We start from the raw sequence: 25762 nt of genomic DNA on the forward strand, positions 1-25762 counted from the left end.
AATCAACTTTTTTTTGTATTTTTGCAAAAGACTTAAGTATATGATTTTATATTTTGTTTTATCCTTTTTAAGGGAAATTTTATATTGCCTATATGTCCTAAGAAAGGTATTATCATGTTGATTTGAGTTAAAAAACTTTTTTTTTTTTGAAAAATCTTGTTTTCCTAGAATAAAGTCCTATATTTGATTAAGCAAATGACTCATAATGAGTTAAAAAAAGAAGAAGTTCAACAATAAACATAATTCATTTTTTATTGTTTAATATAATAATAAAGATAAAGAATTTGAATTCAATTTTTTAACAAAAAAACTAATTAGCTATGAAAGTTTTAATGTTAGTTCTTGCAATGGTAGTGACCATGGGTTCTACTTTTGCCAATACGCCAGCTCAAGAAGATAAAATGGTTGCTGTTGTATTAATGATGGATGATGGTGATGATCAACAAATCGTTGCTACTATTTACACTTCTTTGATGGCTGCTGAAAAAGTAGCAAAAGTGTTAGACATCGAAATGATTGCTGAAGATGAAGTAAACGATGATGTATTCGTTTTCTCTCTAAAATCTGAAGAGCAAAAGAAATTGACCATGAAGATGTTCGATGAAGAAGGTTATGAGTTGGCTGCTAACCGTGTTCTACAAGTAGAAGATGGTAACAACTACAACGCTCTTAACGTTAAATCTTTGGAAGATGGTACTTACAAATTCCAATTGACAGATTCTGAAGGTCGTGAAAAAACTACTACAGTTACTATCAACCGTAACAAATAAGAAATAATACATTTCTTATCCAATAAAAAAAAGCAAGGTGTCTGACACTTTGCTTTTTTTTTGTTTGTATACTAACTAATCAACAAGTTGGCTGATGATCCATTGTCGTTCTGGTAATTGTGGCTCATTTTTTATTTCTTCTAGTAGTTTAGCCTGTACCTCTTTATTATAAAAGTTGTGATTTTGTAACTTCTGAATATAGCGAATCAGGTTCAAATAACTACGTTTTAAATAATCACTTACCTCTTTGTTTCGTTTAACATAAGCTTTAAAGCTTTCCAACAACGATTCTAATGCATCAAACTCATCTAACTCATAATAAATCTTTAATAGAGTTACCTTCGAATCCATCATCAACTCCCGATCTGTATTACTCAATACCATAAACATTTTCATCGCCTTCTGATACTCCTGTGTCATATAATATAGCTTAGCCATATTATAATTGGTATAACTCTCCCTGTGTCTAATATTAAGATAAGGAGCATAGTGACTAATAAATTGACGTACCCATTCATAGTCTCCATATTTTAGGCCTGCTGCTACAATATTTTTGTAGGTAAATCGGGATAGTTGACCATCTCCTACAAAAATACCATCCACTAAGCCCGCCTTGTATAAATCAAAAATATCTTTGGTAAACTCCTCCCGCCCCAAATTTAAATGCTTGATAAAAAAACTAATTGTTATTAGATAAAAATCTTTTAGTTCTTCAACCCTAAAAAGTTGGCTATGCTCCAAAAACGTTGTTTTTAATTTCATACAAGCCTCTATATCATTAAGGTTGGTCAAAGCCTTGTAACTATAATAATAAACCGCAATAGTGGGAATTTCCAACCAGTCCTCTTTTTCTATTTGATCCAATATGGGCTCCACCATCCTTAATTCATAGGTTGTACTAAACACATTTTGATGGCTTAAAGCAGTTACACAATATTTTAGTTTATTGGTCATATAATAGATGTCAAAACTATCTAGCACTTCCTGTACATTTTTTGCTTCTAAGCGTTTTTTTTCTTGAGCAAAAAGAAACTGTTCTTGTTGTAGTTCGTAATCTAAATAGTAATATTCGGTATCTTTATATTGGCTTTTATTGAGTAAAAATTCGCTATACTTAAAAGAAGATTTAAAGCATTTTTCTAATTTTCTCGTTCTATAAACAGACAGGAGTGCTTTGTTTCTCAATGCTTCTTCAGATTCTAGTGCCTCATATACCAAAAATTTATCAATTAGCTTTTGTAAATAAGACATGGTATTCCTAATTTTTTGAGGATTGTATTTCCGATTTGGAAAAATCTCGTCAAAAGCATCCTTTATCCTGTAACTTTTATGTGTCATTAGATAGTCCAAGAGTCTATGTACTTCGTCATGTTTGTTGTGGTAAGGAGAATGAACAAATTTACGAAGACGATTTTGCTCTGGTTTAGACAATGAAGAGAATACTTCTATTAATTTACTTTTATACATAAAACATCTATAATCAAACAAAAAAAACACTAAAAATCAATATTTTAAAGAGAACAATATACAAAAAAACATCTATAAATTGCATTTAATGTCTTTCATTTTCATCTTTCAATCATTGATATTTGTATGATGCAAGAAACCTCTATAGGAGCCAAACCCCAAACAGCTTAAAATCTGTCTCCTTCGAAAATTTTAATGACTATGAACTACCTAAAAATATTTTTTTGCTTGGCATTTTTTTTCCTATTAGGTAACAAAACCTATGCGTCCCATGCTGCTGCTGCTGATTTGAGCTACACTTGCTTAGGCAATAATCGCTATCAAATAAAACTTAGGTTGTATCGAGACTGTAGCGGGATTGCATTACCAAGTTCTGTATTGATTGACCTCAATGGCGGGGGCTCCTGTGCAGGGCTTACCCAAAGTATTCCCTTGGCGCTAAGTTCTATCACAGAGGTTCCTATTGCCTGCACTCCCTTTTTAGGGCAAAGTACCTGTAATGGAGGAATTGTTCCTGGATATGAAGAAAATACTTACATAGGTACCCTCGATCTATCTAGTTTTCCTGTCGGTTGTACTTGGACCATCAGCTATTCGAGCTGTTGCAGAAATGCAACCATAACAAACCTAAATAACCCCTCGTCCCAAAATTTGTATATCGAAACAACATTATTAGATGGTAATATCACCTGCAATTCATCTCCTACTTTTGCTAATATTCCCATCTTTGTTGTTTGCGATAGTTTGGCGCAATCTATCTCCAACTCTGTAATAGAAGCAGATGGAGATTCTATTGTTTATTCATTAACGGCCCCTTTGGCTGCTACAGGCTCCCCTATTAGTTATGCAACAGGATTTTCGCCTACCAATCCACTAACTACCTCATCTGGCGTTAATTTTAATCCTTCAAATGGTCAATTAAATTTTACCCCTATTGGCAGCCAAGTAGTCGTTCTAGATGTTTTTGTTGAAGAGTATAGGAATGGCAACCTAATTGGTTATACTCGCCGAACAATGCAAGTTGTTGTCATGTCTTGTAATAACAATAGCTTATCGCTTGATAGTGTATCTGAAGTAGTCAATGGAATCGTACAACCCCATGGCGTGTCTACTACTTTTAACGCTTGCCCTGGCGAAGACTTGCACTTTCAACTTAGCTTATCAGATGTTGATGCCAATGATTCATTGACCGTATCCCAGAGTTACTCAAGTCTTTTTCAGGCTTATCCCAACGCAACAGTTAATCTAACTTACCCTATTTCAGGCAGTACCAATTCCGTTTTAGTCGATGTCATTATTCCAGGGGTTCAAAGCAATGTATTTTCAATCGCTTTTTCTGACAATTCTTGCCCTGTTGCAAGTTTGCAAAGTTTTGGTTTTTCGATATTGCCCTCCAATACCTGTGCTAATATTACAGGGCGTGTTGCTATTGATTCTAATAACAATTGTATTGTTTCACCTTTGGAACAAGCTTATAACAATGTCATTGTTGCCATAAACAAAGGTAACTTTACAACCTATGCCACCCCAGACCCTAATGGAATATATACAGCCCCTGTTGATACAGGAACTTACACGGTCAATCTTATTAATTTACACCCGTATTGGGGTAGCTGCAACAACAATATTATCACTAGCCTTAACAGCAATAACAATGTAGCCAATATAGATTTTCCAATGGTCCCAACAACACTTTGTCCATATATGCATGTAGACATTGGGGCTCCTGTTTTGGTGCATTGTGCTAGTAATTATTATAATGTCGAATATTGTAACCATGGGACAGTTGATGCACTTAATGCCTATATAGAAGTCACTCTCGATCCTTTATTTGTTATCGATAGCACAGAATTGCCAATTAGTAGCCAAGTTGGCAACCTCTATACCTTTTTTCTAGGAACAGTAGCCGTAGATGCTTGTAACAATTTTAAGATATATGGTACACTAGATGGTGCCTGTGACACGCTCAACAGAGGGCGCACCCACTGTGCCGAGGCCAATATTTATCCAGATAGTTCTTGCTCTTCTTGGGTTGGAGCTAATTTGGAAGTAGAGGCAGAATGTCAGAATGATTCTGTATCCTTCCGAATTAAGAATACAGGAAATCAACATATGTTGATTCCCCAAAATTACTGGGTAATTGAGGATAATATTATTTTTTATACCAGCCCAGGACCTGGCATTACCCTTCCGTCTGGAGGCTCTACCAATTGGCAACGTTTTGCGGCAACGGGAGCTACTTATCGTTTGCAGGTTCCACAACCCCAAGGACACCCTTGGTCGGTAGAAGCATCTGCAACTGTTGAAGGCTGCTTATCTCCTGCTTTTAGCCAAAACCCTATTTCAACGGGTTTTGTCAATATTTTTTCTCTTAACGACGGATCTCCTTATTATTCTATAGACTGTCAACAAAATGTAGGTTCTTGGGACCCCAACGATAAACAAGGATTTCCTACTGGTTATTCAGCACCGCATTATATTGAAGAAAATGTAGCGTTAGAATACCGTATCCGTTTCCAAAATACAGGCACTTACCCTGCTACCAATATAGTAATTTTGGATACGCTTTCTCCCCATTTAAATCCTGAAACAATTTTACCAACTATTTCTAGCCATCCCTATACTTGGCGACTAATGGGGAATAATATTATTGAATTTCGCTTTAATAATATTATGCTACCTGATAGCAATAGCAATCTTGCAGCCTCTCATGGCTTTGTAGATTTCAGAATCGAACAACAAACTAACAATCCTATTGGAACGGTTATTAACAATCAAGCTGCTATCTATTTTGACCAAAATCCTGCTGTGATTACCAACCAAACTTACCATACCATTGGGCACGATTTCATACAAATTACAGGAATAGATGCTGTTTTAGTCCCAAAGGTCAAGGTTAATGTTTATCCAAATCCCTTCCAAGAGTCTACCACGATAAAAGTAACAGGAGAAACCACTTATCAACAAATTACCTTATCTGTATTTGATGCAACAGGCAAAACCATTAACGTTATCCATCATCAAAATGAGCAAGAAATCATTCTACAAAAAAATAATATGTTGCAAGGCATCTATTTCTATCGATTAGAGGCAGATGGTTTACTTTTAAATTCGGGGAAATTGATTGTTCATTAAAACAGGTATCTATTTAGGAGTAGCTAGATTCCTCCCTCAATGCAACTCCCTATTAAACAATACAATCATTCCTCAAATTTATTTTTCAAGCTTCTAACGTAAACCGTTAGGAGCTTTTTTTTAGCGAGTCATTTCTAGTTAAGAATTCTTTTAGCATTTTTTAACATAAAAAAATGCAAATCTACTGGACATATTTTATTTGAGCTGCGTTTTATATAATAAACAAACATTGGTTAACAACCTTTTACATCAAAAAAAATGTTTAAAACAGCAATTTAAAATTGTTATTCCTTAACTAAAAATCCCGCTTATGACATTGAAATTTACACTTACTGTTATCTTTTTATCGCTTGCCATTCTATGCATAAACATTCCTGTTAGTGGTCAAATGTGCACTGGAAAAAATAAATCACCCCATAACGAGGAATCAATGGTGACGCAAACTGCTATTGCGCAAAATGTTCCAACCAAACGCATCTACATCCCACCTAATTATACGCCTCCATTGGCAGATAAAAAATTAATCATGTTTCCTGAAACTGTTGCCACAAAGAAAAAGCAAAAAAAGTTACTTAAAAAACGTAAAAAACAAAAAAAAGCAAATAGACAGGGTTGCATAGCTATCAATATGTAATCCGATTGCTTATCTTTGCAAAATCACTTTTCGTCAAAGTCCTAATTCTATTTTAGGGCTTTTTTTTATACAAAAACATTTCTGAACCTTAAGGACATAAGCAAAACTAGTGATTGTGAGTTTAAGACACAGAAGTTGCTTACTTACTTATAGATTACCTACAATAAAACTCTATGTTTCAATTCATAAAGCAACGCCTTGCTAGTTTCCAATGGGCACTAAAAGGTATGAAAGATCTTTTTACCAACCATCCGAATGCCCAAGTACATCTTGGAGCCAGCTTAGTTGTTATCCCCTTGGCTCTTTTTCTTCAAATATCTACTATAGAATGGTGTATAATTATACTTTGTATTACCCTAGTGATGGCAATGGAAGCGCTTAATTCTGCCTTAGAATATTTAGCGGACAAAATCTGCCCTGAACAGGATGAGTTAATTGGGAAAGCTAAAGATATTGCAGCCACGGCAGTTTTGTTAACAGCCATAGGAGCTGCCCTTATTGGTTCACTTATCTTTTTGCCAAAAATTTATGCTTTATTTTTAGCCTAAAACATAAAAGTATCAGACACAAAAATGCCTGATACTAATTATCAAAAACATAAACATTTAGTTTATATGGAACTAGACTATCTTTTAATAAATTTTATAGTAGTTGCAGATGTTTTTATGGTTAATTTCAAATAATAAACCCCACTCACTATATTGTCCAAATTTAATTCTAAGCGTTGATTTCCAACAATGTATTTTGCCAAAACGGTTTGCCCCATAGCATTGACAACTTCTAACGCTATATCGTCCTTATACTCCCCTAAATTGATGGTTAATTTTTGAGTCGTTGGATTCGGATAAACAACAACATGATCCAACACCTGCTCTATTGCCTTGGTATTGGTCAAACAGTTAGTGCTTAACGTACTCACAGGGTCTATCCCCCAAAGAATACCAGAATAAGTAGGATCATCAACCTGTATACAAGTTAACAATGGATTTCCTCTGGTATTAAAAAATTGTAAATTCGTATTGTTACCATTTTGTATGTTTAGGCTACTCAATTGGTTGCTATCGCAATAAAACCAATAAAGACTCGTATTTAGGCTTACATCCAAAGCGGTCAACAAGTTGGCACCACACTTTAGTTCCGTTATGCCTGTATTGGTACTTAAATCCAATGTCGTTAATTGATTGTTGCGGCAATTCAAATTGGTCAAAGCAGTATGGGCGCTTAGGGTTAAGCTCGGCAATTGATTCTCATAACACCACAAAATAGTTAGTAAAGGATTTGAACTTAGGTCTAAGGCTGTCAGTTGATTAGAACCACACCTCAAATCATTAAGCAAGCTATTATTACTTAGATTTAAGGCAGACAATTGATTAAAACTACAATCTAAAATTCTCAACCCTACATTAGAACTGACATCTAAGGCTGTTAACTGGTTTGAGCTACAACTCAACTCATTAAGAGCCGTATTAGAACCTAGGTTTAAGGTTGTTAATTGATTTGAACTACAGCCCAAAGAAGTAAGTGCTGTATTGGAGCTTACATTTAAGGTTGTTAACTGGTTAAAATTACACAGTAAAGAAGTAAGTGCCGTAAACGCCTCAATACCCGTTAGGTCTGCAATATTTTTAGAATTTACATCAATTCCTCCATTATAGGCCTGTGCTTCAGTAAGCTGTATTTCGGTATCTCCATTGGTATTAATAGCTGAATTTGCCACCAATTGAGCTTTAAAATTGGCATCGGGAATAGTAACATTTTGTGCCTTCAGTTGCATCCCCGTTCCAAACAGAACTAGAGCTGCAACCATTAATAATTTTAATTGGTCCATCTTTTTATTTTTTTATGAGAAATGGTAAATTTCTCCTAATTAATTATTAAAGAATAGACGAATCTAATTAATTCTACACAGAGATCATAAAATCCTTTGTCATTATATAAACATTTAACAATTAAGGACTTATAATTATATGTTCTATTTTAAATGAGGAAAAAAGGTTATACTTTCATTACTTTTTCTAAACTTTCCCACAATTTTTGAGCGGTCAAATCCCAAGAAAATTGCTGCCGTTGAGTTTTTCCCTTTTCTATCAATTCTGCTCTAAGTTCTGGTTCGGTCCATAAACGCTGCATTTGTTCACTAATAGCATCAACTGAATTAGGATCTGCCAACAATCCTGCTGCCCCTGCAACCTCTGGCATTGACGAACAATTGGATGTTATACTAGGCACATTGCAATACATCGCCTCTAAAATTGGAATGCCAAAGCCTTCAAATAAAGAAACATAAGTTAGGGCAAAGGCAGAAGCAACAATTTTAGGCAATAATTCATTTGAGACATACCCCAAAAAAATAATATCTTCCTTATGGACTAATGTCTCTAACAAATCGCCAACAGGCCCACCTTGCCACATGATACGTCCAGCAAATAGCAATTTAGCAGGAGATTTTGTCTTTTGCTTAAAAGCATCAAAAGCTCGCAATAGATTCGGCACATTTTTGCGAGGATGAATAGATCCCACGTATAAAAAATAAGCTTGCCCAGCACTATATTCTTTTCGTATCAATTCTTGTTCTTGGAGCGGCAATGGTTGATAATTTTGATGACTCCCATTATAAACTACGTCTATTTTAGTAGGAGCAAGGTCAAAAGCCTGCACCATATCTTGTTTGGAATAGGCTGAAACCGTTGCAATTCGAGTAGCGGCATGTACAAATTTAGGTACATAATAACTATAATATTTCATTGCCGTGTAATAGACATGTTTCTTAAAGTGCATCCAAGCTATATCGTGCAACACCATTAGAGTAGGCACTTTTGTGCTAAGTGAAAGAAAGCCATCAGGAGAAACAAAAACATCTGCTTTATGCTTTTTTAACAACCTAGGAATAGCCCATTCATACCAACAATAAAATAAAATAGGATGCCGAGCTGGCGGGAATGCCTGAACTCCAGTTACATTTTTGGCAAAAATAAATTCTTCAGAAAAAGGGCGGTCAAAAATAAAAATAAATTCATGTTCAGGATGCCATTCTACCCAACGCTTAACCGTTTCATGGGTAAACCAACCAATTCCCTCCAACTTAGAGGGCATTAAGAACCTCGTATTAATTGCTATTCTCATAACATTTTATGTTTAACTCCCATTTGATCTAATGCTTCTTCAACGGTGTATATAGGCAAGCTACAAGTATAATCTTTGCAAATTACAACCGCTGTTTGCTCAATGGCTTCTGGTATGGATATATTTCGAACCATTTTGGTATCCGAAGTCGAAACAAAGGTATTAAATAGACTTTCAGCTAATAAGCGTTTGATAAATTCCTCCTTATGAGGTCCCATCACTGCAACCGTCTGCAATGGATAAACTTCTAAAAACAAAGCATTTGCCCATTTTCCAAAGGACTGAGGATAAGTTTCTATTTTTTCTTTGAACACCAACAATAATTTCTCTGCTTGCTTTCTATAAGATAAATCATCCAACAACACTCCAATACGCTGAAGGTTGTGCAACATAGTAGCATTGCCAGATGGTGTTGCTCCATCATAAATTATTTTCTTGTGTAAGATAATATCTTGTTGCTTGGCAGATGTAAAATAATACAAGTGATCTTGGTGATCTAAAAATTCGTTGTTTACAAAATCGGTATATTCTTTTGCCAATTGGCTGTACCGAACCTCTTGTGTAATGGCATAAATTTCTATCAATGCCTCTATCAACAAAGCATAATCATCTAAAAAAGCATGGTGCTGGGCTTGACCATTTTTGTAACTATGAAATAAGTGCAACCCTTTTTTGGTAATGGCAAATTGTTCTAATACAAAATGCAGCGCTTTAAGTGCTGTTTTTTTGTAGGCTTCAATCCCCAAGGCTTGATACGCCTTGCAATAAGCAGTTATCATCATCGCATTCCAGTCCAACAAAACTTTATCGTCTAGACCAGGGCGAATTCGTTGAGCACGGGCAGCAAGGAGTTTGGTTCTGCACTTAAGCAAAAAAGTTTCGGTTTCAGCTTGATTACTCAATTCCATTTTTTGCATAAAATCCTCTATTCCAATAGGGATATTTAAAATATTTTTTGTCTCCCAATTTCCCTCTTCAGAGACATCATAGTAAGCACAAAATAAAGCGCTGTCTTCCCCCAACAACTCCTCAATTTCGCTCTTATTCCAAACATAAAACTTTCCTTCTTCCCCCTCCGAATCGGCATCTAAAGCAGCATAAAATCCCCCTTCCTCCGATAACATTTCACGTTCCACCCAATCCAACGTTTCCTGAATGCGTTGTTGGTAAAGAGTGCTTTTTGTTAATTTATAGGCATCAGCCAATAGGGCTACCAACAGTGCATTGTCGTACAACATTTTCTCAAAATGAGGCACTAACCAACGCTCATCAACCGTATAACGGGAAAATCCACCTCCCAAATGGTCGTAAATTCCCCCCATTGCCATTTTATCCAAAGAAAGCAGCAGCTGATTCAATGCTTGTTCATCCCCCTTTGCTAAATAATAATTCAGGCAAAAACGCAAAGGCATCGTTCCAGGAAATTTGGGAGCACCACCAAAACCACCATGCTCTTGATCAAACCCTTTTTGTAGCTGCTCAAAAGTATTCTGTACCGAAGAAACATCAAACAACACTTCGGCATCGGCAATAGGAATAGTGCTAGAAAAAGAAGTTTGAGCTTGCTGAATGTGATGTAAAACTCGGCTAGCTTGCTCCTCAACATCTGCCCTCCGATTGGCATAAGCAGTAGATAAATTCTTTAGCACTTGCATCCAAGAAGCCCGTCGATAGGCGGGGGTCGGTGGGAAATATGTTCCCCCAAAAAAAGGGCGACCATCTGGCATTAGAAAACAATTTAAGGGCCAACCACCTTGTCCATTTTGGAGCAATTGAACCGCCTCCATATAAATTGCATCTATATCTGGGCGTTCTTCCCGATCTACTTTTATATTGATAAAATGCGCATTCATAAAATCAGCGATCTCCTCATTTTCAAAGGATTCTCGCTCCATAACATGGCACCAATGACAGGTAGAATATCCGATGCTTACCAAGATGGGTTTATCTTCCTGTTGAGCCTTATCCAAGGCTTCTTTGCCCCAAGGGTACCAGTCTACAGGATTATAAGCATGTTGTTGCAAATAAGGGCTAGATTCGTGAATTAATCGATTTGGTGCTTTCATTTGATTTTAAATTTGAAAAAAGCAGAAATAAAGCGCCCCCTTTACAAAAGCTATTTAGCATTTTTGCGCAAACGAGGGAAAATTAGCATGACATTCAAGGCAATTTGAATAGCAATAGCCACCCATAGGGTCATCTCTTTGGTCCAATAAATTTGATACACCCCCATTGCTATGGCTACTCCTATTAGGTTTAGGGATATAAAACGCCCCAATTTAAACCTATACTTTCTTCGAAAAAAGATAATTTTTAGCAGACTAAGTACAATGAGATAAATCCCCAATTGAAAAAAAACCAAAGCAATATTATCGATCGTATGCGCTTCTGGTCGTTTAATAAACGTTCGATATAATTCTTCTTCCTTTTGCTCTTCAGCCGTTAGTTCTTCTATTAGCTTTTTAGAATCGCCAATGGGTGAATAAAACTCTAGTTTAAAACTTGGTCTGTGTTTTACTATAATCATTCGATGATCCTCACCAGGATGATTTTTAACCCCAATAAACGAGAGTAATAAGCCGCCAATAACAATCCATATAAGAGGGAGAATTTTTTTCATTTTCTTTGTAGAACTTCTATTTCATGATTATTACCTCATAAGAAAATAACGCTTAAAATTACTTTCCTAGAAGTATTAGACCCTATCCTTATGCCAGACTTTGCTACCGTTTCTAAGCAGCATAGTTGACAGCGTATGTCTATTAATTATATTACTATTTCGCACAAAATACATTTTTTTTTTCTGTCGCTGTAACCTTTCTATTGCTATGTATTATTAGAGGGTAAATTTGGATCGCAAAACTATTTTATGCCCCCTCTAATGCCTAGCCTATAATTGGACGACAAAGTACCTCCTACTAGGAATAAAACAACGATTACTTACTTATCAACTAACTGATGGATACTTAATACCAATAGTTCAGGGTTATTGGAGAGCTTGAATTTGGCTTAAGGGATTAAGCTGGAGTCAAGCTTTTTTTATTCGTTCATGATCTGTATTCCTTTACCCTTGTTAAAATCAATCCCTAAAACATAGTAACCCAAACCGCTCCAAAACACTAACTTACAGCAGCTTAGCAAATAGAACAATCTAGATCAAAAAAATTAATTTATAGGCTCCTAAACTCGTTTAAGATACTGTAAAATTTCCCAAGTTTCAAGCCGTATTTTTAGCTGTTTTTTGTACCTTACAAAGTTTTAAAAATTAAACTAATTTAGTGGTTGTTATTCTATAATCACAGCACAACTCCAACGTTAAGGACTTCATGAATAAGCAATTTGTCACTTATCTCAATAATAAATTAAAAACAGGTAATCTTCGAACGATCCACCTAAATGCACTTCCAGGGCGTTATATAACCCGTTTAGATTTAACACAGCTCAATCTAATCAATGGTATTGATGGGACGCATCAGCTCTTTGACTCTCCTCAGAATAACCGCTCAGAAGATTTTTTATTCAACCACTTATTAGCAAAGCCAAAGTTTCAGTTTAAGATAAGTTTTGATGACATTCCTTTTTCAACACTTTCGGCAGAGGCCAAAAAGCAATATGATGATTTAGCCCGACGGTTGAACGCCATTTATAATCAAAATGAAGATAATTTTTTGGAGCATGGCACCCGAACATTTGGCTTTGGTTATCCTTTGTTAATCAAACAGAGCCTTAGCGATCCTACCAAAATTATCAAAGCTCCTTTATTGATTTGGAGTTTAGATATTAGCCGTTCCAACGCAAGCAAAAATCAGTGGGTAATTGAAAAAAGCGCTGATTCGCCTATTTATGTGAACGATGTTTTGCTTTCTTATATCAATACAGAAGAGGAAATTAACATTGATGAAACGCCCATTCATTTTCCAGATAACAACCTGCTTAGTCCAGAACAATTGCAAGAAGTATTGCATACGATCTTGAGCAAGTTTAGCTATGAAATCAATGATTTAACCGCCTCTATTCAGCCCTGCCTAAACAAACAAACAATAGAGAAGCAATCTACGGCATCTCCCCAATTGCTTTGGTCGGGTATATTAGGTATGTTTAGAACCCAAAAACAAAGTATCATCAAAGACACCGATCAACTGATTGCTAATTTTGATCAAATGGACTTTAATGATCTAGGGCTTAAAACGCCTCGTTTTTCAAACAATACCTCCGTAGATTCAGATCCTAGCCAAGAAGAAATTATCCAAACACTTGACGATCGAGAGTTTAAGGTCATACAAGGCCCTCCTGGTACGGGAAAAAGTCAAAGCCTTACAGCTATCATTACGAATACACTTGAAAACAAGGGCAAGATATTAGTCGTTTGTGAAAAAAAGACCGCACTTAATGTTATTTTTAACAACCTGCAAAAGCTAGGTTTAGAAAAATTAATTGCCATTATTGATGACGTTGATCGAGATCGAAAAAAGATTGTCAGCACAGTTCGGCAAATCACGGATGTTGTCAAATTAAAACACCAACGTTTTAACGAAAAAAATTATAGCGCAAAACTAAAACGGTATAATAAATTAATTCTTGACTTTAACAATCGACATCAGAACCTTCTTAAAAATACGTTTCGGGATTTTAATCTAAAAGAGATTATTACGGATTATCTCCGCTACAAACGAGAAGCTCCTATTGATAAGATTCTATTTGAAAATGTAGCCTTAGAGCTATCAGAACGAGAATTTGATTACATTACCCGCTATTTAGAACAGGGAAGTGATTTATTTGGAGAGGTCGATGAACAAGCTTATATCTTTGATGGTTTAGCAACTCGATTATTTGAGGATATGTCTTATTCTATTAAAAATGAGCGGGCTATTTTTGCAAAGATCAAACAAGAAAAACAATTTTTATTGGACGTTGGTATCGACCAGTTGCCTACTGCGCAAAACCCAACTCGTCTTACGGCATTTCCCAATGATATAAAATCAGGTTTTAGTTTTAACTTTTTTAGAGAGATGGTTCAGAAAGTAGAACATGCTCTAAATTTTTGGCAAAAACGCTATCATTTATTGCTCAAACTAAATCAACATATTGAGCATACGTCCATCATTCGCCCCAATGGTTTTTCTATGAAAGTTAAACGATTGAGTCTTTTTTACCAAAAGATTTTTAATCACATCAAAACACTCAAAGAGTTACAAGAAAACTTAGGGCTATTACAAAAAATAGTGGATACCATTCCCGATGCGCAAACGGTCAAAACCCTTAAATACTCTACTTCTACCAAGGCGATGACGCTGTTTTCTAGCAAAGCAAAATTAATCAATGATTTCTGGCAAAAGATCCCTCCCATCTGTACCAAAATCAATAAAATTTTGAAAAAATCAAGCTTTCAACAAATAGAAAATGAGTTATTTGAAGAAGAAAAACAAACCGTTCCTCGTATGGAGGATGTGCTTTATATTACAGAACGATTAGATACTTGTATTAAAAACAAAGCAGTATTTAAGGAATATTTTGAATGGCGTATTTTCTTTGAATCAACAGCAGAATTAATTCAAAATTGTTTGAGTATTCTCAGGGATGCCACTGCTCCTGAAAATTGGGATGCGGTATTCAAATACAATTATTTATACTTATTAATTGATTTGGAAAGTTCTAGGTTAGGCAACTTTAATACCAATGACAAAACGCTGGATAAAATCATTGAGATTCAAGAAGAATTGCAACGCTTACATAAGCGAAAAATTCTAAAAACATGGGAAAGCATCCAACACGAAAGCATCAAAGCTTTTAATAAAAAAAGTAATATAAAATGGTTGTTCAACCATAGAAAAAACAGTAAGTATTCTCGCAAAAACTCATTGCGAAACATATTGCATGAAGAATTTGATCTATTTACGAATCTATTTCCAGTAGTATTAGTCAACCCCATTGTATCTAGTTCTATCATGCCTCTAAAAGCCAATTTATTTGATGTCGTCTTATTTGACGAAGCCAGCCAATTGCGCTTAGAAGATACTTATCCATCATTGGTTCGAGGGCGAATAAAAGTCATTTCTGGTGACAAACACCAAATGCCTCCTTCTAGTTATTTTTCTAGTGATATTGCACTCGATCCTACCGATTTTTCAATTAACCAATCTAGCTCGGATACTAATTTTGATAAGACCAATCCACTCTATTTAGCAGAAAGTGAGTCCTTATTAGAGTTTGGTAACAATCTAAATCCCAACAGAGTACATACATCTTATTTAGATTTTCATTATCGCTCCTATCATCCTCACTTAATTAATTTTTCAAATGCGGCCTTTTATGGCTCTCGATTGATTTCACTCCCAGAAAAGAACCATTATAAACCCTTACGCTTTTTTCATTTAGAAGGGCTTTACGATAAAAATGGTACCAATATTATTGAGGCAACCCGTATTGTGTCCTTCTTAAAAGAAGAATACCCAATCAATGAAGATGGTAGCTACCCTAGTCTTGGAATTGCTACTTTTAATATGCAGCAACGCAATCTTATCAAGGATATGATTCATGAACAGACCATTCATGATAATCAATTTCGCCAAAAGATGAATAAAGTTGGTGCAGAGGATAATTGGTTTGTCAAAAACCTAGAAAATGTTCAAGGGGATGAACGAGATATTATTATTATATCGACCACCTTTGGTTTAAACCCAGCAGGAGAATTCAAACAAGCTTTTGGATTATTAAACAGTAAAAGGGGTTATCGCTTATTGAATGTGATTATTACACGAGCCAAGCAACAGCTTTGTGTATTTTCGTCTATTCCCAAAGCATATTTCACCAAGTATACCAGTGAAATTCTAGAAAAAGGAAATCGAGGAAAAGCTATTCTATATGCTTATTTGGATTATGTTCGTTCAATTGAAGAAGAAGATGAAGAAGCTAGAAAAAATATCTTGAGCTTATTAAAAGATGCTTGTGAAGAAGAGGGCACTTCTATTCATGACTATCCAATCGAAACGCCTTTTGAGGATGAACTCTACAATTATATCAGTGATTATATACTTGAAGACAAAATAATTTCCGATTATCAAATGGGAGGTTATCATATCGATTTTGTCATTTTGGACGAAAACAACCAGCCTGCTATAGCCATAGAGTGTGATGGTGCTACTTGGCACAATAGTCCGCAAGCCTATGCTTATGATATTCATCGTCAACGAATTTTAGAAAAACAAGGCTTAAAAGTGTTTCGAGTTTGGTCAAAGGCTTGGTGGCCTGCTCCTAGTCGAGAATTAGAAAAGTTGTGCGCATTGGTACAAAATGTATGTCCCAACAGCTTAAAAAAGGACATAATGCCTTGATTAACTCAACTATTAAAGCCTCCACATATTTTATATCAATTCCCTAGATAATTCTGTTATTTAGGGAATTTTTATATAAAAATCTTGCTATTTAACTTTTTTTCTGCCTTAGCGGTAATACTTTTAAAACTATTGGCATTAAGAGCCAAATATTTATTACAAATAACATTTGATTTTAATTATTCCCAAAAAGAAAATGAAATTGTAAAAATATCAATACCCCCTTATTTTCACATCAAGACATGTCCAGCATGAAAAAAGTAAGTCTAGCTTTAGTCGTTGTTTGTACCATATCCATGTTATCTTCTTGTGGCAGTAGTCCTTACAAAAAGAGAAAGGGCTGCAAAGGCAATGGAGGCTGGTATGGCAAACGTAACCTTGGAGCAATCTATAAGGTGCAGGAAGAAACCCCAGCAAAAAACATTTTTTCTGTACACCATTCCCAAATGCTTAACTCTAAAGACATATAGACCCCAGCTCCTTTTCCCTATATCCCTATTTGATCCCCCCAAAATCTAACTCTATCCTGAGTTAGATTTTTTTATTTTTAATACCAACTAATGGCAAAGTAAATTAAATAGACATTATCATACATTTATATTTTATAGCTTGTTTATTATTTTAGCACACTTTTTTTTGATATTTTACAGTAGCTAAGCAATGAAGTATATGGTGTAATCTTTTTTGATTTACTCCATAAGGCTTTCAGCGTTAAAAATACATTATCTTGAAAATGATAAGACATTTATCATCTTCAAATTATCCAATCAAGAAAAGCCATAAAATTTGGCAATCAATCTATTTAGTACCCCACGCATTAAAATTGCTATTTGTCATGAGATTCATTCTTTTAATTCCTTTTCTGTTATTTTCTTTCCAGTTTACCTCTGCACAAGTTTTAGATTCTGACGATCTCAAGAAAGCATTAGAAAGAAAATATGTCTTTACCTCCCTTCGATTGGCACTAGAGCAACCCAATGAAGTCTACAAATTAAAATTAAGAGGTCTAAGTGATCGATTGGAAGATATCGATCAACAAGTTGCCGCCATTCAAGATACCATTAATAGTTTACGCATTAGCAAGCGTAGAGTCTTGAATAGAAATAAAAAGATAGCTCAATATGAAGAGAAAATAAAGGCGATTGAAGAAGACAAGGTTTATTATACGCTAGATAGTTTAAAATACTTGACCAATTTAGTCTCACTAGACCTTTCTTATAATGATTTGACCAGTCTCCCTGATGTATTCCACGAATTGCCCAACATTCGAGTTTTACATCTAGATAACAACAACTTAACTACTCTTCCGATTAGTATTGGATCGCTCAAATACTTAAAAGAGCTCTATATTGAAAAAAATCAATTGACAACGTTGCCTAACGAAATGGGGCAACTAAGTGCCTTAAGGATTTTCATGGCACAAAACAACCACATCAACCAACTACCAGATGATATTGGCAATTGGGAAAAGCTAGAGCTTTTACGTGTAGACAGTAACCGAATTCACCAACTACCAAATAGTTTTGAGGCACTCAAAGAACTCAAACTAATCATGCTTAGTGAAAACAAGCTTACTAATATTCCCGATGGGATTTGCCAATTTAGTCAGCTACAAGAACTCTATTTGGATAAAAATGACCTTACTGCATTACCGCTCGAAATCGGCTTGCTATCTCAACTTAAGGTGGGTCAATTTGCCAGCAATAAAATCACAGAAATCCCTAGAAGCATCGGTTCAAACCGAGCATTAACCTCTCTAAACTTCTCTTCTAATAATTTAACTTATGTCCCTAAAGAGATCATCCAGTTGGTCAATTTAGAACATTTACATTTAGAACACAATGTCATTAGTTCTTTGCCTAAAAACTTAGGTTTGTTAAATCAATTAGAGATTCTGCACTTAGACGATAATAATTTGACGAGCATTCCTGAATCTATTGGCTTATTGGCTCAACTAAAGCTTTTTAATGCGGATGACAATCAACTTCCTTCCATTCCTAACACCATGAGTCAACTTCATGAGCTTAGAGAATGTTATTTGCAAAATAATAAATTAACCTATTTTCCAACTTGTCTAGCCCAACTCAAAAAGCTAGAGGTTCTATTCATTCATGAAAACGAACTCACTAGTATTCCTGATTCATGTATTGCAGGTTTATCGCATTTGCAAACTTTATCTGCCAACAATAATAAAATCAAAACCCTACCTGATACCTTAGGATATTTAAAGCGGTTAAAACGTCTATACCTTTCTCACAATAAAATTGCAACCATTCCTCCTAGTATTGGTCAACTAAAAAACTTAATCATACTAAGTTTGGATCATAATCAACTAAAAGAAGTCCCCAATGAACTAGGGGAATTAGAATATATTGCTTATTTATTTCTCAAAGATAATCAGCTCGCAACCTTACCTGCTTGTTTTTATAAAGTTCCTAATGAACGACACCCCTTGTTTTCTTTGCGTCAACTAGAATTAACTCGCAACCCTATTGGGAACAAAAAAAGCACTCGTGTAAAACTTAGAAAACTAGGACCTGACTATGCTACCATTTACATTTCTGAGGCAGATCGCATTCTTCGTACTACTGCGGAAGCAAAACGAGCGGCAGAGGATGCTAAAAGGGCTGAAGCTAACGCCAAAGAGGCGGCTGCCAAGGCTAAAGATGCGGCTGTAGCAGCAACGGAAGCTAGAGCTAGAGCCAAAGAAGCTGAAGCAAAAGCAAAAGAAGCGGCTGCGGAGGCTAAGGAAACTGAGGCCAAGGCCATTGAAGCCGAGCGCTTGGCTAAAGAGGCAGAAAAAAAGGCAGAAGAAGCCGCAGGTACTCCTGCTGCTAAACAAGCAGAGGCTAAAGCCAAAGAAGCAGAAGCTAGAGCTAAAGAGGCTGAGGCTAGAGCTAAGGAAGCTGCTGCTAAAGCTATTGAAGCAGAAGCAAATGCTAAAGCTAAAACCGCAGAGGCTTTATCAAAAGAATTAGCAGCAAAAGCTAGAGCTAAAGAGGCAGAACGCTTGGCTAAAGAAGCAAAGGAAAAAGCAGAAGAAGCGGCTCGCTTAGCTAAAGAATTAAAAGATAAGGCAAAGGGCAAACGTCCCAAAAAGAAAACAGATAAGGATGTGAAAGTTAAGGTCGAAACGGATGCAAAATCAAAAGCTGAAGCAGAGGCTAGAGCAAAAGCTAGAGCAGAACAAAAAATTAAAGAGGCTGAAGCTCGTATTCGAAATGCAGAGGCACGCATCCGAAATGCAGAGGAACGCATTCAAAAGGCAAAAGTACGTGTCATCCATGTGGATAAAGAAGTTAACAGCTATCCTTCCGAACCAGCTATAGAACAAGGTAAAGAGGAAGGTTCTAACAAAAAAAAGAAGGAGAATAGTCAGCCCAACTCTACTCGATAATTGGGTAAAACATTGTTCAATACTCTATCAATTGGGCTTTAGTTTTGTTGCGTTGCGCATTTAGTTCGAAGGTTGAATGTTTTTAAAACCTTCGAACTAAATACACTGTCTTTTAATTACTTAAAGGACAGTGTACTTAATCTTTTTTACAAATCCCAAAAAGAACGAGGTCGATTATAATAGCGGTATAAATTAACGAGCGATCGTCCAAAATACTGAAACGCTAATGCTCCAAGAATAATGCTTAATCCCAGCCCCAATACTTGTATACTTTGCAAAACGGTAGGCAACAAAACGCCTAATGTAATTGCTGCAATCGATCCTGCAAGACCAAGGATTAAGATTGAAATTAAAAATATACGCTTGATTTTTTTAAGGTATAAATCTCGATACCAATCTTGATATTTTTGTACCACATAAATGGCATGAAAAATTTGCCAGATTGAAATTAAAAAAGCAAAAACACCTAAATGCTGAATGGTTTCTGCTGGGTTTGATTTTATTTGCAACAATAAAATACTAATTAAAACCAATTGAATACCAAGATCTAATGCTAATCTTATTTTTGTCCTCATTTCTATTAAACTAATTTTCTTTCTATCATTAAATATGATTTCCCTACTCTACTAATATAACCCTTTTATCTCCTATCAAGTTCTTTTTTTAAGGTAACTTTTGAATAAAAAAACATCAAAATTCCCATACAAATAAAAAGAAAGCCACTTAATATTAAAAAGGCGTAAATAACCTGTCCTGAATGATGAAAAAAGGCTAGGCTAAATAAGACTAAGAAGACAATTCTAGCGCATACATTGGTTAAGAAAAAGATACTATTTGCTCGCCCCATTATTTCATTGGGCAACACCTGAAAGAGATAGGATACCCTAAGTACACGAATCCCTGCATTGGTAATCCCCAACAATAACGAAACTAGGAAAAACAACCAAATTTGACTCATTGTTATCAAGCCGATCAACTCTAATATAGAAATGAACATCATAATTATAATTGCCTTAACAAAAGACATCCCTTTGAATATTTTATGGATAACCAATCCCGCAATCGTTGCTCCGATTGCATAAAAAACTTCGGAAATAGCAAATATTTCTGAAGCTGCGCCTAAATGTTGGTCCACATAAACAGGTGCCAAATTAAAGACATACAATAATACGACAACAAAAACAGCGTGCGTAACGGTTCCAAACAAAAATACATAAGGACGCTCTTTTAGATAAATATATCCCTCTTTTAAGCGCTCTCCTACCGTTCCTGATGTCTTTTTTCGAGTTACAATTGGCACAAAACGCATCGAATAAATAATTGCCCATGATACAAAATAAGTGCCTGCATCCAAAGCAAAAATTTGGGATAAAGACCAAGGTTCTATCTTAAAGTTTGCGATTCCTCCTCCAATCAATAATGCAGCAGCAGCACCCGCTAAAGCAGAAGCCAATTGGCTCTGAATTTCTATATAAGAAGCAATCTTACTGTAATTTTCTTGCTCTGTAATTTCTTGCATAAAGGCGTAAAAACAAGGATAATGCAAGTTATAATTCCAAAAAGTAAGTGCAAATACAGCCGCTGCCCAACAGCTAGTGTCTCCTACCCCCATTCCATCTAAATAGGCAATTGCTCCAATTGCTACCCCATTAAAAAGATTTAGTGCTAGAAAAATATGCTTTCGATTGTATTTGTCGATTAAGGTACCTCCATAAAGAGACCAAAATAAGCTGACACAGGTAATTGTCGCATAGGCAACATTAAACCAGTTGGACTGATTCGTTCTTGCAAAATAAGCAGGAATAGAAATCATACTAATCCCTTGTGCAATCCCCGATATAAAATTAGCAGATAACAATAATCGTATTGCTCCTATATTTTTCATCCAATCAACTTTTATTTTATGCTTTGAATCCCTACTTGTTCGATACTGCCTTTTTTACTAAAATTTGGAACGCTTTTCTTTAGAGCTAAGATACAGGGAACAAAAAAAAGTAAATTTTGTTATAAGATGTACTTATTCCACTTTTTTTATTAATATTAAATAGGTCTAAGAACATTCTTAAATTGATCACGCTATAACAGATAATAACTATTCACTAGAAATAAAATGTCATGTCTTATACCCCTGACGAAATATCAAAAATTCACTTATTGGCTCAAGACAAAGACCTAAAAAACGTCTTATTGGCTTTTGAACTAATCAGAGGACGTGGTATAATTCCTGCTCTAGTAACCGATGTTTATTGGATTTATAATCGTATAATTTGGGCCCAAGAAACGGAACTAGAAAATGACATTTATCTTTTTTTTAGAACCTATTGGAGTCAACATACCAAGCTCAAAAAATTAATTCCGCTGTTGGAGCCCTCTTCGTCCCGACAACAAAGTGTAGCGCTCGCTGTAGAACAACAAGCTCAAACATTAAATCTGGATCTTACGCTTTTAGCCAAGCTTCTTCATCAGCATTTTCCTAGCAACCGTCATCCAATGAATCGTTTTTTATTCAAATATGGGACAACTGCAATACGGCAAGAAATTCTGCCTTTTCTAAAAAAAAGAGAACATACTGGACGGAGTTTATTAGATTTAGGAGGTTTTGGATTGCAAAAATTACCGCCAATCATTCTGGCAGAAAAACAGATCCAATTATTAAAAATATGGGGAAATCAGCTAAAAGAATTGCCTGATTTTTGGGAATCTTTTCAAGAACTGGAAGTATTAAATATTGCAGAAAACCAATTACAAGTGCTCCCTCATAGTTTTTCAAAACTAAAAAAGCTACAAAAATTATATGCACAGGATAATTCTTTTCGGGTTCCTGATGTTATTCATTCCATTCAACAGTTGCCCAATATCAAGTATTTATCCATTGCAGCCACCAATGCTCCAACTACCTATACCCTCTTGCAAAATAAATCCCTAAAGCATTTTGAAGTACTCGTCAATCATGGAAAAAGTTATGCTTCTGAGCGAGAGAAAAATCTCTTTTTGGCCTTGTTCCTAAAAGAAGATGAAGCACTAAAAAAGCTCACCTTGGTAGATCTATTCCAAGCATTATCAGACGCTAATGAAACCATTAGAAAAACTGCTAAGGAGAGAATTTTAAATTGGTGTGGGGGCACCTTTGATGGACAATTGCCCAAACAAGCGTCCATTGCTATTTTGGGTATTGTTTCTTTTGCTACCCGAAATAAATTAAACCAAATCACCACAAAACATATTCGTTTCACAACAGAGATCAATCCGTTTACGACCCATATCTTAGTCGGTGATTATCCAGAGAATTATACGGCTGTAGCTGATCGTCCTTTTATTTTTATGACCGAGGAGGATTTATAGCAAAAAAATTAGACTTCAACAGCAGACGCTATTGAAGTCTAATCATAGTGTGGTAAAGAAGTCCCTACTTCTTTAAGGTTGACAAACTAATCTTAAAACAGCACTCCTATCTTAAGATTAATGTTGTGCATCATATTATAAGGGTTGGTTGTTTTAGATGCTGCATTAATGTCTAAACTTTCGTCAATAGCAGTAGCAGGATCGTCTACTGTAGCAGCAGCTCTAAGTGTCATTTCACCACCAAAGCCACCAACAACATCAATAATTCCTGCATCGTAATAAACTCCAGCATATAAACGCAATCCGCCTTCTGCATTTGGCGTAAATTCTACCCCAGCACCTGCACCAAGACTCACTTGAATTGGAGTGATGTCTTTCCATACATTTGGCTCTACAGAAGCTTCTTGCCCTGCTGGAATACGATACCCCGTTACATCGTCTACATAACCATTTGCCGAAGCAGCTACATCGCCAGGGCTAAATATCTTAGCACCAGCAGTAACAGGAATCATAATTTTGATGAGTGGAATATGGAAAAAAGCACGCATATAAGATCCTCCTAATTCATTGGTTCTAAGTTTTAGACCGATTGGTAATTGGAGGTAATTAATACGATAATTCACTTTAGTAAATGCGTGTAAATCCAGCTCTGATCCAGTATTATTGTTGGGTAAAGCGCCCCCTGCAATATCTCTAAATACTGTTGGGTCTAAATCTGTTTTTGGAAACAAAACTCCACCGTATCGATACAATAGAGAGCCTCCAGAATTTAATGCAAAGTCTAGCCCAAATGTAATGGCATAATTTTCTTCTCCTGTAAAACGGTATTCCACTTCAACACCTAAGGCTGTACCCCCATTGATTCCATCGCTAGCCACTTGCTTCTCTTGGCTGCCCAAAAAAGAGATAAATGGATCAACATGAACTCCAAATTTTATTTCTTGCGCTTTTACATATACTACCTGCGCTAATAATATCGTTAGAATGGCAATTTTTCTTAACATAAAATTTCTTTTTATAGAGGAATAAGCAAAATTGATTAATTTTTATTCCACTGTTTTTTAATGAGATTGTATTTCTGAAATTTTGTATAAAGGAATTTCTACCTTTTTTAACAATCATACTCCGCTGCTATCTAGCGGAATAAGGTAACAAACAAGTGATTTTTTAATTTAAAAGGCTTGTTATTCGTTTTATTAGACTTATTTAAATATACCATACCAAAAGCTCCATTCAGTAAATTGGCTCTTTTTCTGCAAAAAGATAAAAAATATCATTTTATTTATCCAATAATTCAAAAAAACACGCTTACCACATCAATAACAGACTATTTTTCAAGCATTTAACATTACAAAAAAAATATTTTATAGTAGGCTAATTTTAGCCTTATCCTAAAATCACAAAACAAAATCATAAACAATATGCAAACACCCAAAATAATTAACGCTTTTTTTCTATCTAGTTGTTTTGTTTTTTTACTTTTTTCTTGCGAATCAACCATTGTAGAAACGCAATATATACCTGACCTCAAAGAAATAAAAGGCACGGTTGAATTAATTCGATTTGAGCAAGATTTTTTTGCCTTAGATAGTAATAATATAGATCTTGGCTTGCAAAAGCTCAAAGAAAAACACCCTGAATTTGCCACAGGGTTCTTAATGTCTGTATTGGGAGTAAGGAACAAAGCTTCCGAAAGTCGTCAAGTCTTAGGCTATCTTAATTATAAAGATGCACAATATACATACGATACTGTTCAACAGATTTTTGGCGCACTCCCCCAAGTACAAAAAGAACTCAATGAGTTAGCCTCCTATTACCAATATTATTTTCCTGATGCCACTCCTCTAAGCAAAGCATTTACCTACCTATCTGAATATCATGGTGATCGCTTAGCTGTGGTAGAAGAAGGTTTTGTTGGCTTGCCTTTGGACATGGCCTTGGGAGAGGGATACCCTCCCTATACTTTTCTGAAAATGCCGAAATACGACCAGCGTACCTGTTCCAAAGAACATTTAGTAGCAAAGGCGGCCGATGCAATGGCTCAAAATCTTGTTTCGACATGGGCAAGTCCTAAAAGTAATCACTTAATTGATTTGATGCTTTATAATGGAAAAATATTTTACTTAACCGATTTGCTTTTGCCTACGGTAGAAGATAGTCTGTTATTTGGTTTTTCAACGACTCAAATGAACTATTGTAAAAAAGGAGAACTCACCCTTTATGAGCACATTAGTGATGAAGAATTGATGTATTCTAGTAATTCAAAAAAAATCAATAAATATGTAACCAAAGGCCCTTTCAAACCTAATTTTGATCTTCCTGGCAACAGTGGCTCTTGGTTAGGATATCGAATTATTTTGTCCTACGCCAAAGAACTTAGAGCTAGCCTCAAACAAACCCAGCCCAACCTATCCGACAGAGCTATTGATCAGAAAGTATTAACCCTTATAATGGAAGAAAATGATCCTCAAAAATTCTTGGCAAAATACAAACCGCCAAAATTGTAATAGAGGTAAACAGGATTAGAAAATAAACTGTATATTTGCTCCCTTTAATTAATCAT

Annotated in this window: 17 protein-coding genes; 9 read left to right on the forward strand and 8 right to left on the reverse strand. The window is 35.5% G+C overall.

The genetic code is table 11. The features are described 5' to 3' along the window. Positions 1–320 precede the first annotated feature (320 nt). A complete protein-coding gene (locus AsAng_RS22055; protein WP_264789271.1) occupies positions 321–770 on the forward strand; it encodes a T9SS C-terminal target domain-containing protein in 450 nt (149 codons plus the stop codon). Between the two features lie 75 nt (positions 771–845). Here AsAng_RS22055 and AsAng_RS22060 read toward each other — a convergent pair whose 3' ends face one another. Further along, the gene (locus AsAng_RS22060; RefSeq protein WP_264789272.1) at positions 846–2237 is read right to left on the reverse strand and encodes a hypothetical protein; all 1392 of its coding nucleotides are present in this window, start codon (positions 2235–2237) and stop codon (positions 846–848) included. A gap of 228 nt (positions 2238–2465) precedes the next feature. Here AsAng_RS22060 and AsAng_RS22065 point away from each other — a divergent pair, with 228 nt between their 5' ends. The 3 genes from AsAng_RS22065 (at position 2466) to AsAng_RS22075 (ending at position 6554) form a co-directional block, all read left to right on the forward strand. Next, complete coding sequence (locus AsAng_RS22065) at positions 2466–5372, forward strand: T9SS type A sorting domain-containing protein (RefSeq protein ID WP_264789273.1); 2907 nt, start codon at positions 2466–2468, stop codon at positions 5370–5372. 310 nt (positions 5373–5682) lie between these two features. Then, positions 5683–6006 (forward strand): hypothetical protein, encoded by a 324-nt coding sequence (locus tag AsAng_RS22070; RefSeq protein ID WP_264789274.1) that lies wholly within the window; start codon positions 5683–5685, stop codon positions 6004–6006. 173 nt (positions 6007–6179) lie between these two features. Next, positions 6180–6554, forward strand: coding sequence for a diacylglycerol kinase (locus AsAng_RS22075; protein WP_264789275.1), 375 nt, complete (start codon positions 6180–6182; stop codon positions 6552–6554). 77 nt (positions 6555–6631) lie between these two features. Here the strand turns inward: AsAng_RS22075 and AsAng_RS22080 are convergent, their stop codons facing one another. The 4 genes from AsAng_RS22080 to AsAng_RS22095 form a co-directional block, all read right to left on the reverse strand. After that, entirely contained in the window at positions 6632–7834 is a 1203-nt protein-coding gene (locus tag AsAng_RS22080) for a T9SS type A sorting domain-containing protein (RefSeq protein WP_264789276.1), read from the reverse strand. Between the two features lie 167 nt (positions 7835–8001). Next, the gene (locus AsAng_RS22085; protein ID WP_264789277.1) at positions 8002–9129 is read right to left on the reverse strand and encodes a glycosyltransferase family 4 protein; all 1128 of its coding nucleotides are present in this window, start codon (positions 9127–9129) and stop codon (positions 8002–8004) included. After that, complete coding sequence (locus tag AsAng_RS22090) at positions 9126–11195, reverse strand: thioredoxin domain-containing protein (protein WP_264789278.1); 2070 nt, start codon at positions 11193–11195, stop codon at positions 9126–9128. Before AsAng_RS22090 ends, AsAng_RS22085 begins: the two co-directional genes overlap by 4 nt. A gap of 50 nt (positions 11196–11245) precedes the next feature. Next, positions 11246–11749: a hypothetical protein gene (locus tag AsAng_RS22095; RefSeq protein WP_264789279.1), complete on the reverse strand. Its 504-nt coding sequence runs from the start codon at positions 11747–11749 to the stop codon at positions 11246–11248. Between the two features lie 706 nt (positions 11750–12455). On the opposite strand from AsAng_RS22095, the gene AsAng_RS22100 reads away from it, so the two are divergent. The 3 genes from AsAng_RS22100 (at position 12456) to AsAng_RS22110 (ending at position 19857) form a co-directional block, all read left to right on the forward strand. Further along, on the forward strand, positions 12456–16460 hold the full coding sequence (locus AsAng_RS22100; RefSeq protein WP_264789280.1) for an AAA domain-containing protein: 4005 nt from the start codon (positions 12456–12458) through the stop codon (positions 16458–16460). Between the two features lie 251 nt (positions 16461–16711). Continuing rightward, positions 16712–16930, forward strand: a complete 219-nt coding sequence (locus AsAng_RS22105; RefSeq protein WP_264789281.1) for a hypothetical protein — start codon at positions 16712–16714, stop codon at positions 16928–16930. A 365-nt stretch (positions 16931–17295) separates the two neighbouring features. After that, a complete protein-coding gene (locus AsAng_RS22110) occupies positions 17296–19857 on the forward strand; it encodes a leucine-rich repeat domain-containing protein (protein WP_264789282.1) in 2562 nt (853 codons plus the stop codon). A 146-nt stretch (positions 19858–20003) separates the two neighbouring features. Here AsAng_RS22110 and AsAng_RS22115 read toward each other — a convergent pair whose 3' ends face one another. Together AsAng_RS22115 and AsAng_RS22120 are read right to left on the reverse strand one after the other, a co-directional pair. Continuing rightward, entirely contained in the window at positions 20004–20432 is a 429-nt protein-coding gene (locus AsAng_RS22115) for a hypothetical protein (protein ID WP_264789283.1), read from the reverse strand. A 65-nt stretch (positions 20433–20497) separates the two neighbouring features. Beyond that, positions 20498–21742: an MFS transporter gene (locus tag AsAng_RS22120; protein ID WP_264789284.1), complete on the reverse strand. Its 1245-nt coding sequence runs from the start codon at positions 21740–21742 to the stop codon at positions 20498–20500. 230 nt (positions 21743–21972) lie between these two features. On the opposite strand from AsAng_RS22120, the gene AsAng_RS22125 reads away from it, so the two are divergent. Further along, on the forward strand, positions 21973–23199 hold the full coding sequence (locus tag AsAng_RS22125) for a leucine-rich repeat domain-containing protein (protein ID WP_264789285.1): 1227 nt from the start codon (positions 21973–21975) through the stop codon (positions 23197–23199). Between the two features lie 92 nt (positions 23200–23291). Here the strand turns inward: AsAng_RS22125 and AsAng_RS22130 are convergent, their stop codons facing one another. Then, positions 23292–24203 (reverse strand): PorT family protein, encoded by a 912-nt coding sequence (locus AsAng_RS22130; RefSeq protein WP_264789286.1) that lies wholly within the window; start codon positions 24201–24203, stop codon positions 23292–23294. 417 nt (positions 24204–24620) lie between these two features. Between AsAng_RS22130 and AsAng_RS22135 the strand changes: the two genes are divergently transcribed. Next, positions 24621–25706, forward strand: coding sequence for a gliding motility protein GldB-related protein (locus AsAng_RS22135; protein ID WP_264789287.1), 1086 nt, complete (start codon positions 24621–24623; stop codon positions 25704–25706). Positions 25707–25762 lie beyond the last annotated feature (56 nt).

This window comes from Aureispira anguillae (assembly GCF_026000115.1).
Classification (GTDB): Bacteria; Bacteroidota; Bacteroidia; order Chitinophagales; family Saprospiraceae; genus Aureispira; species Aureispira anguillae.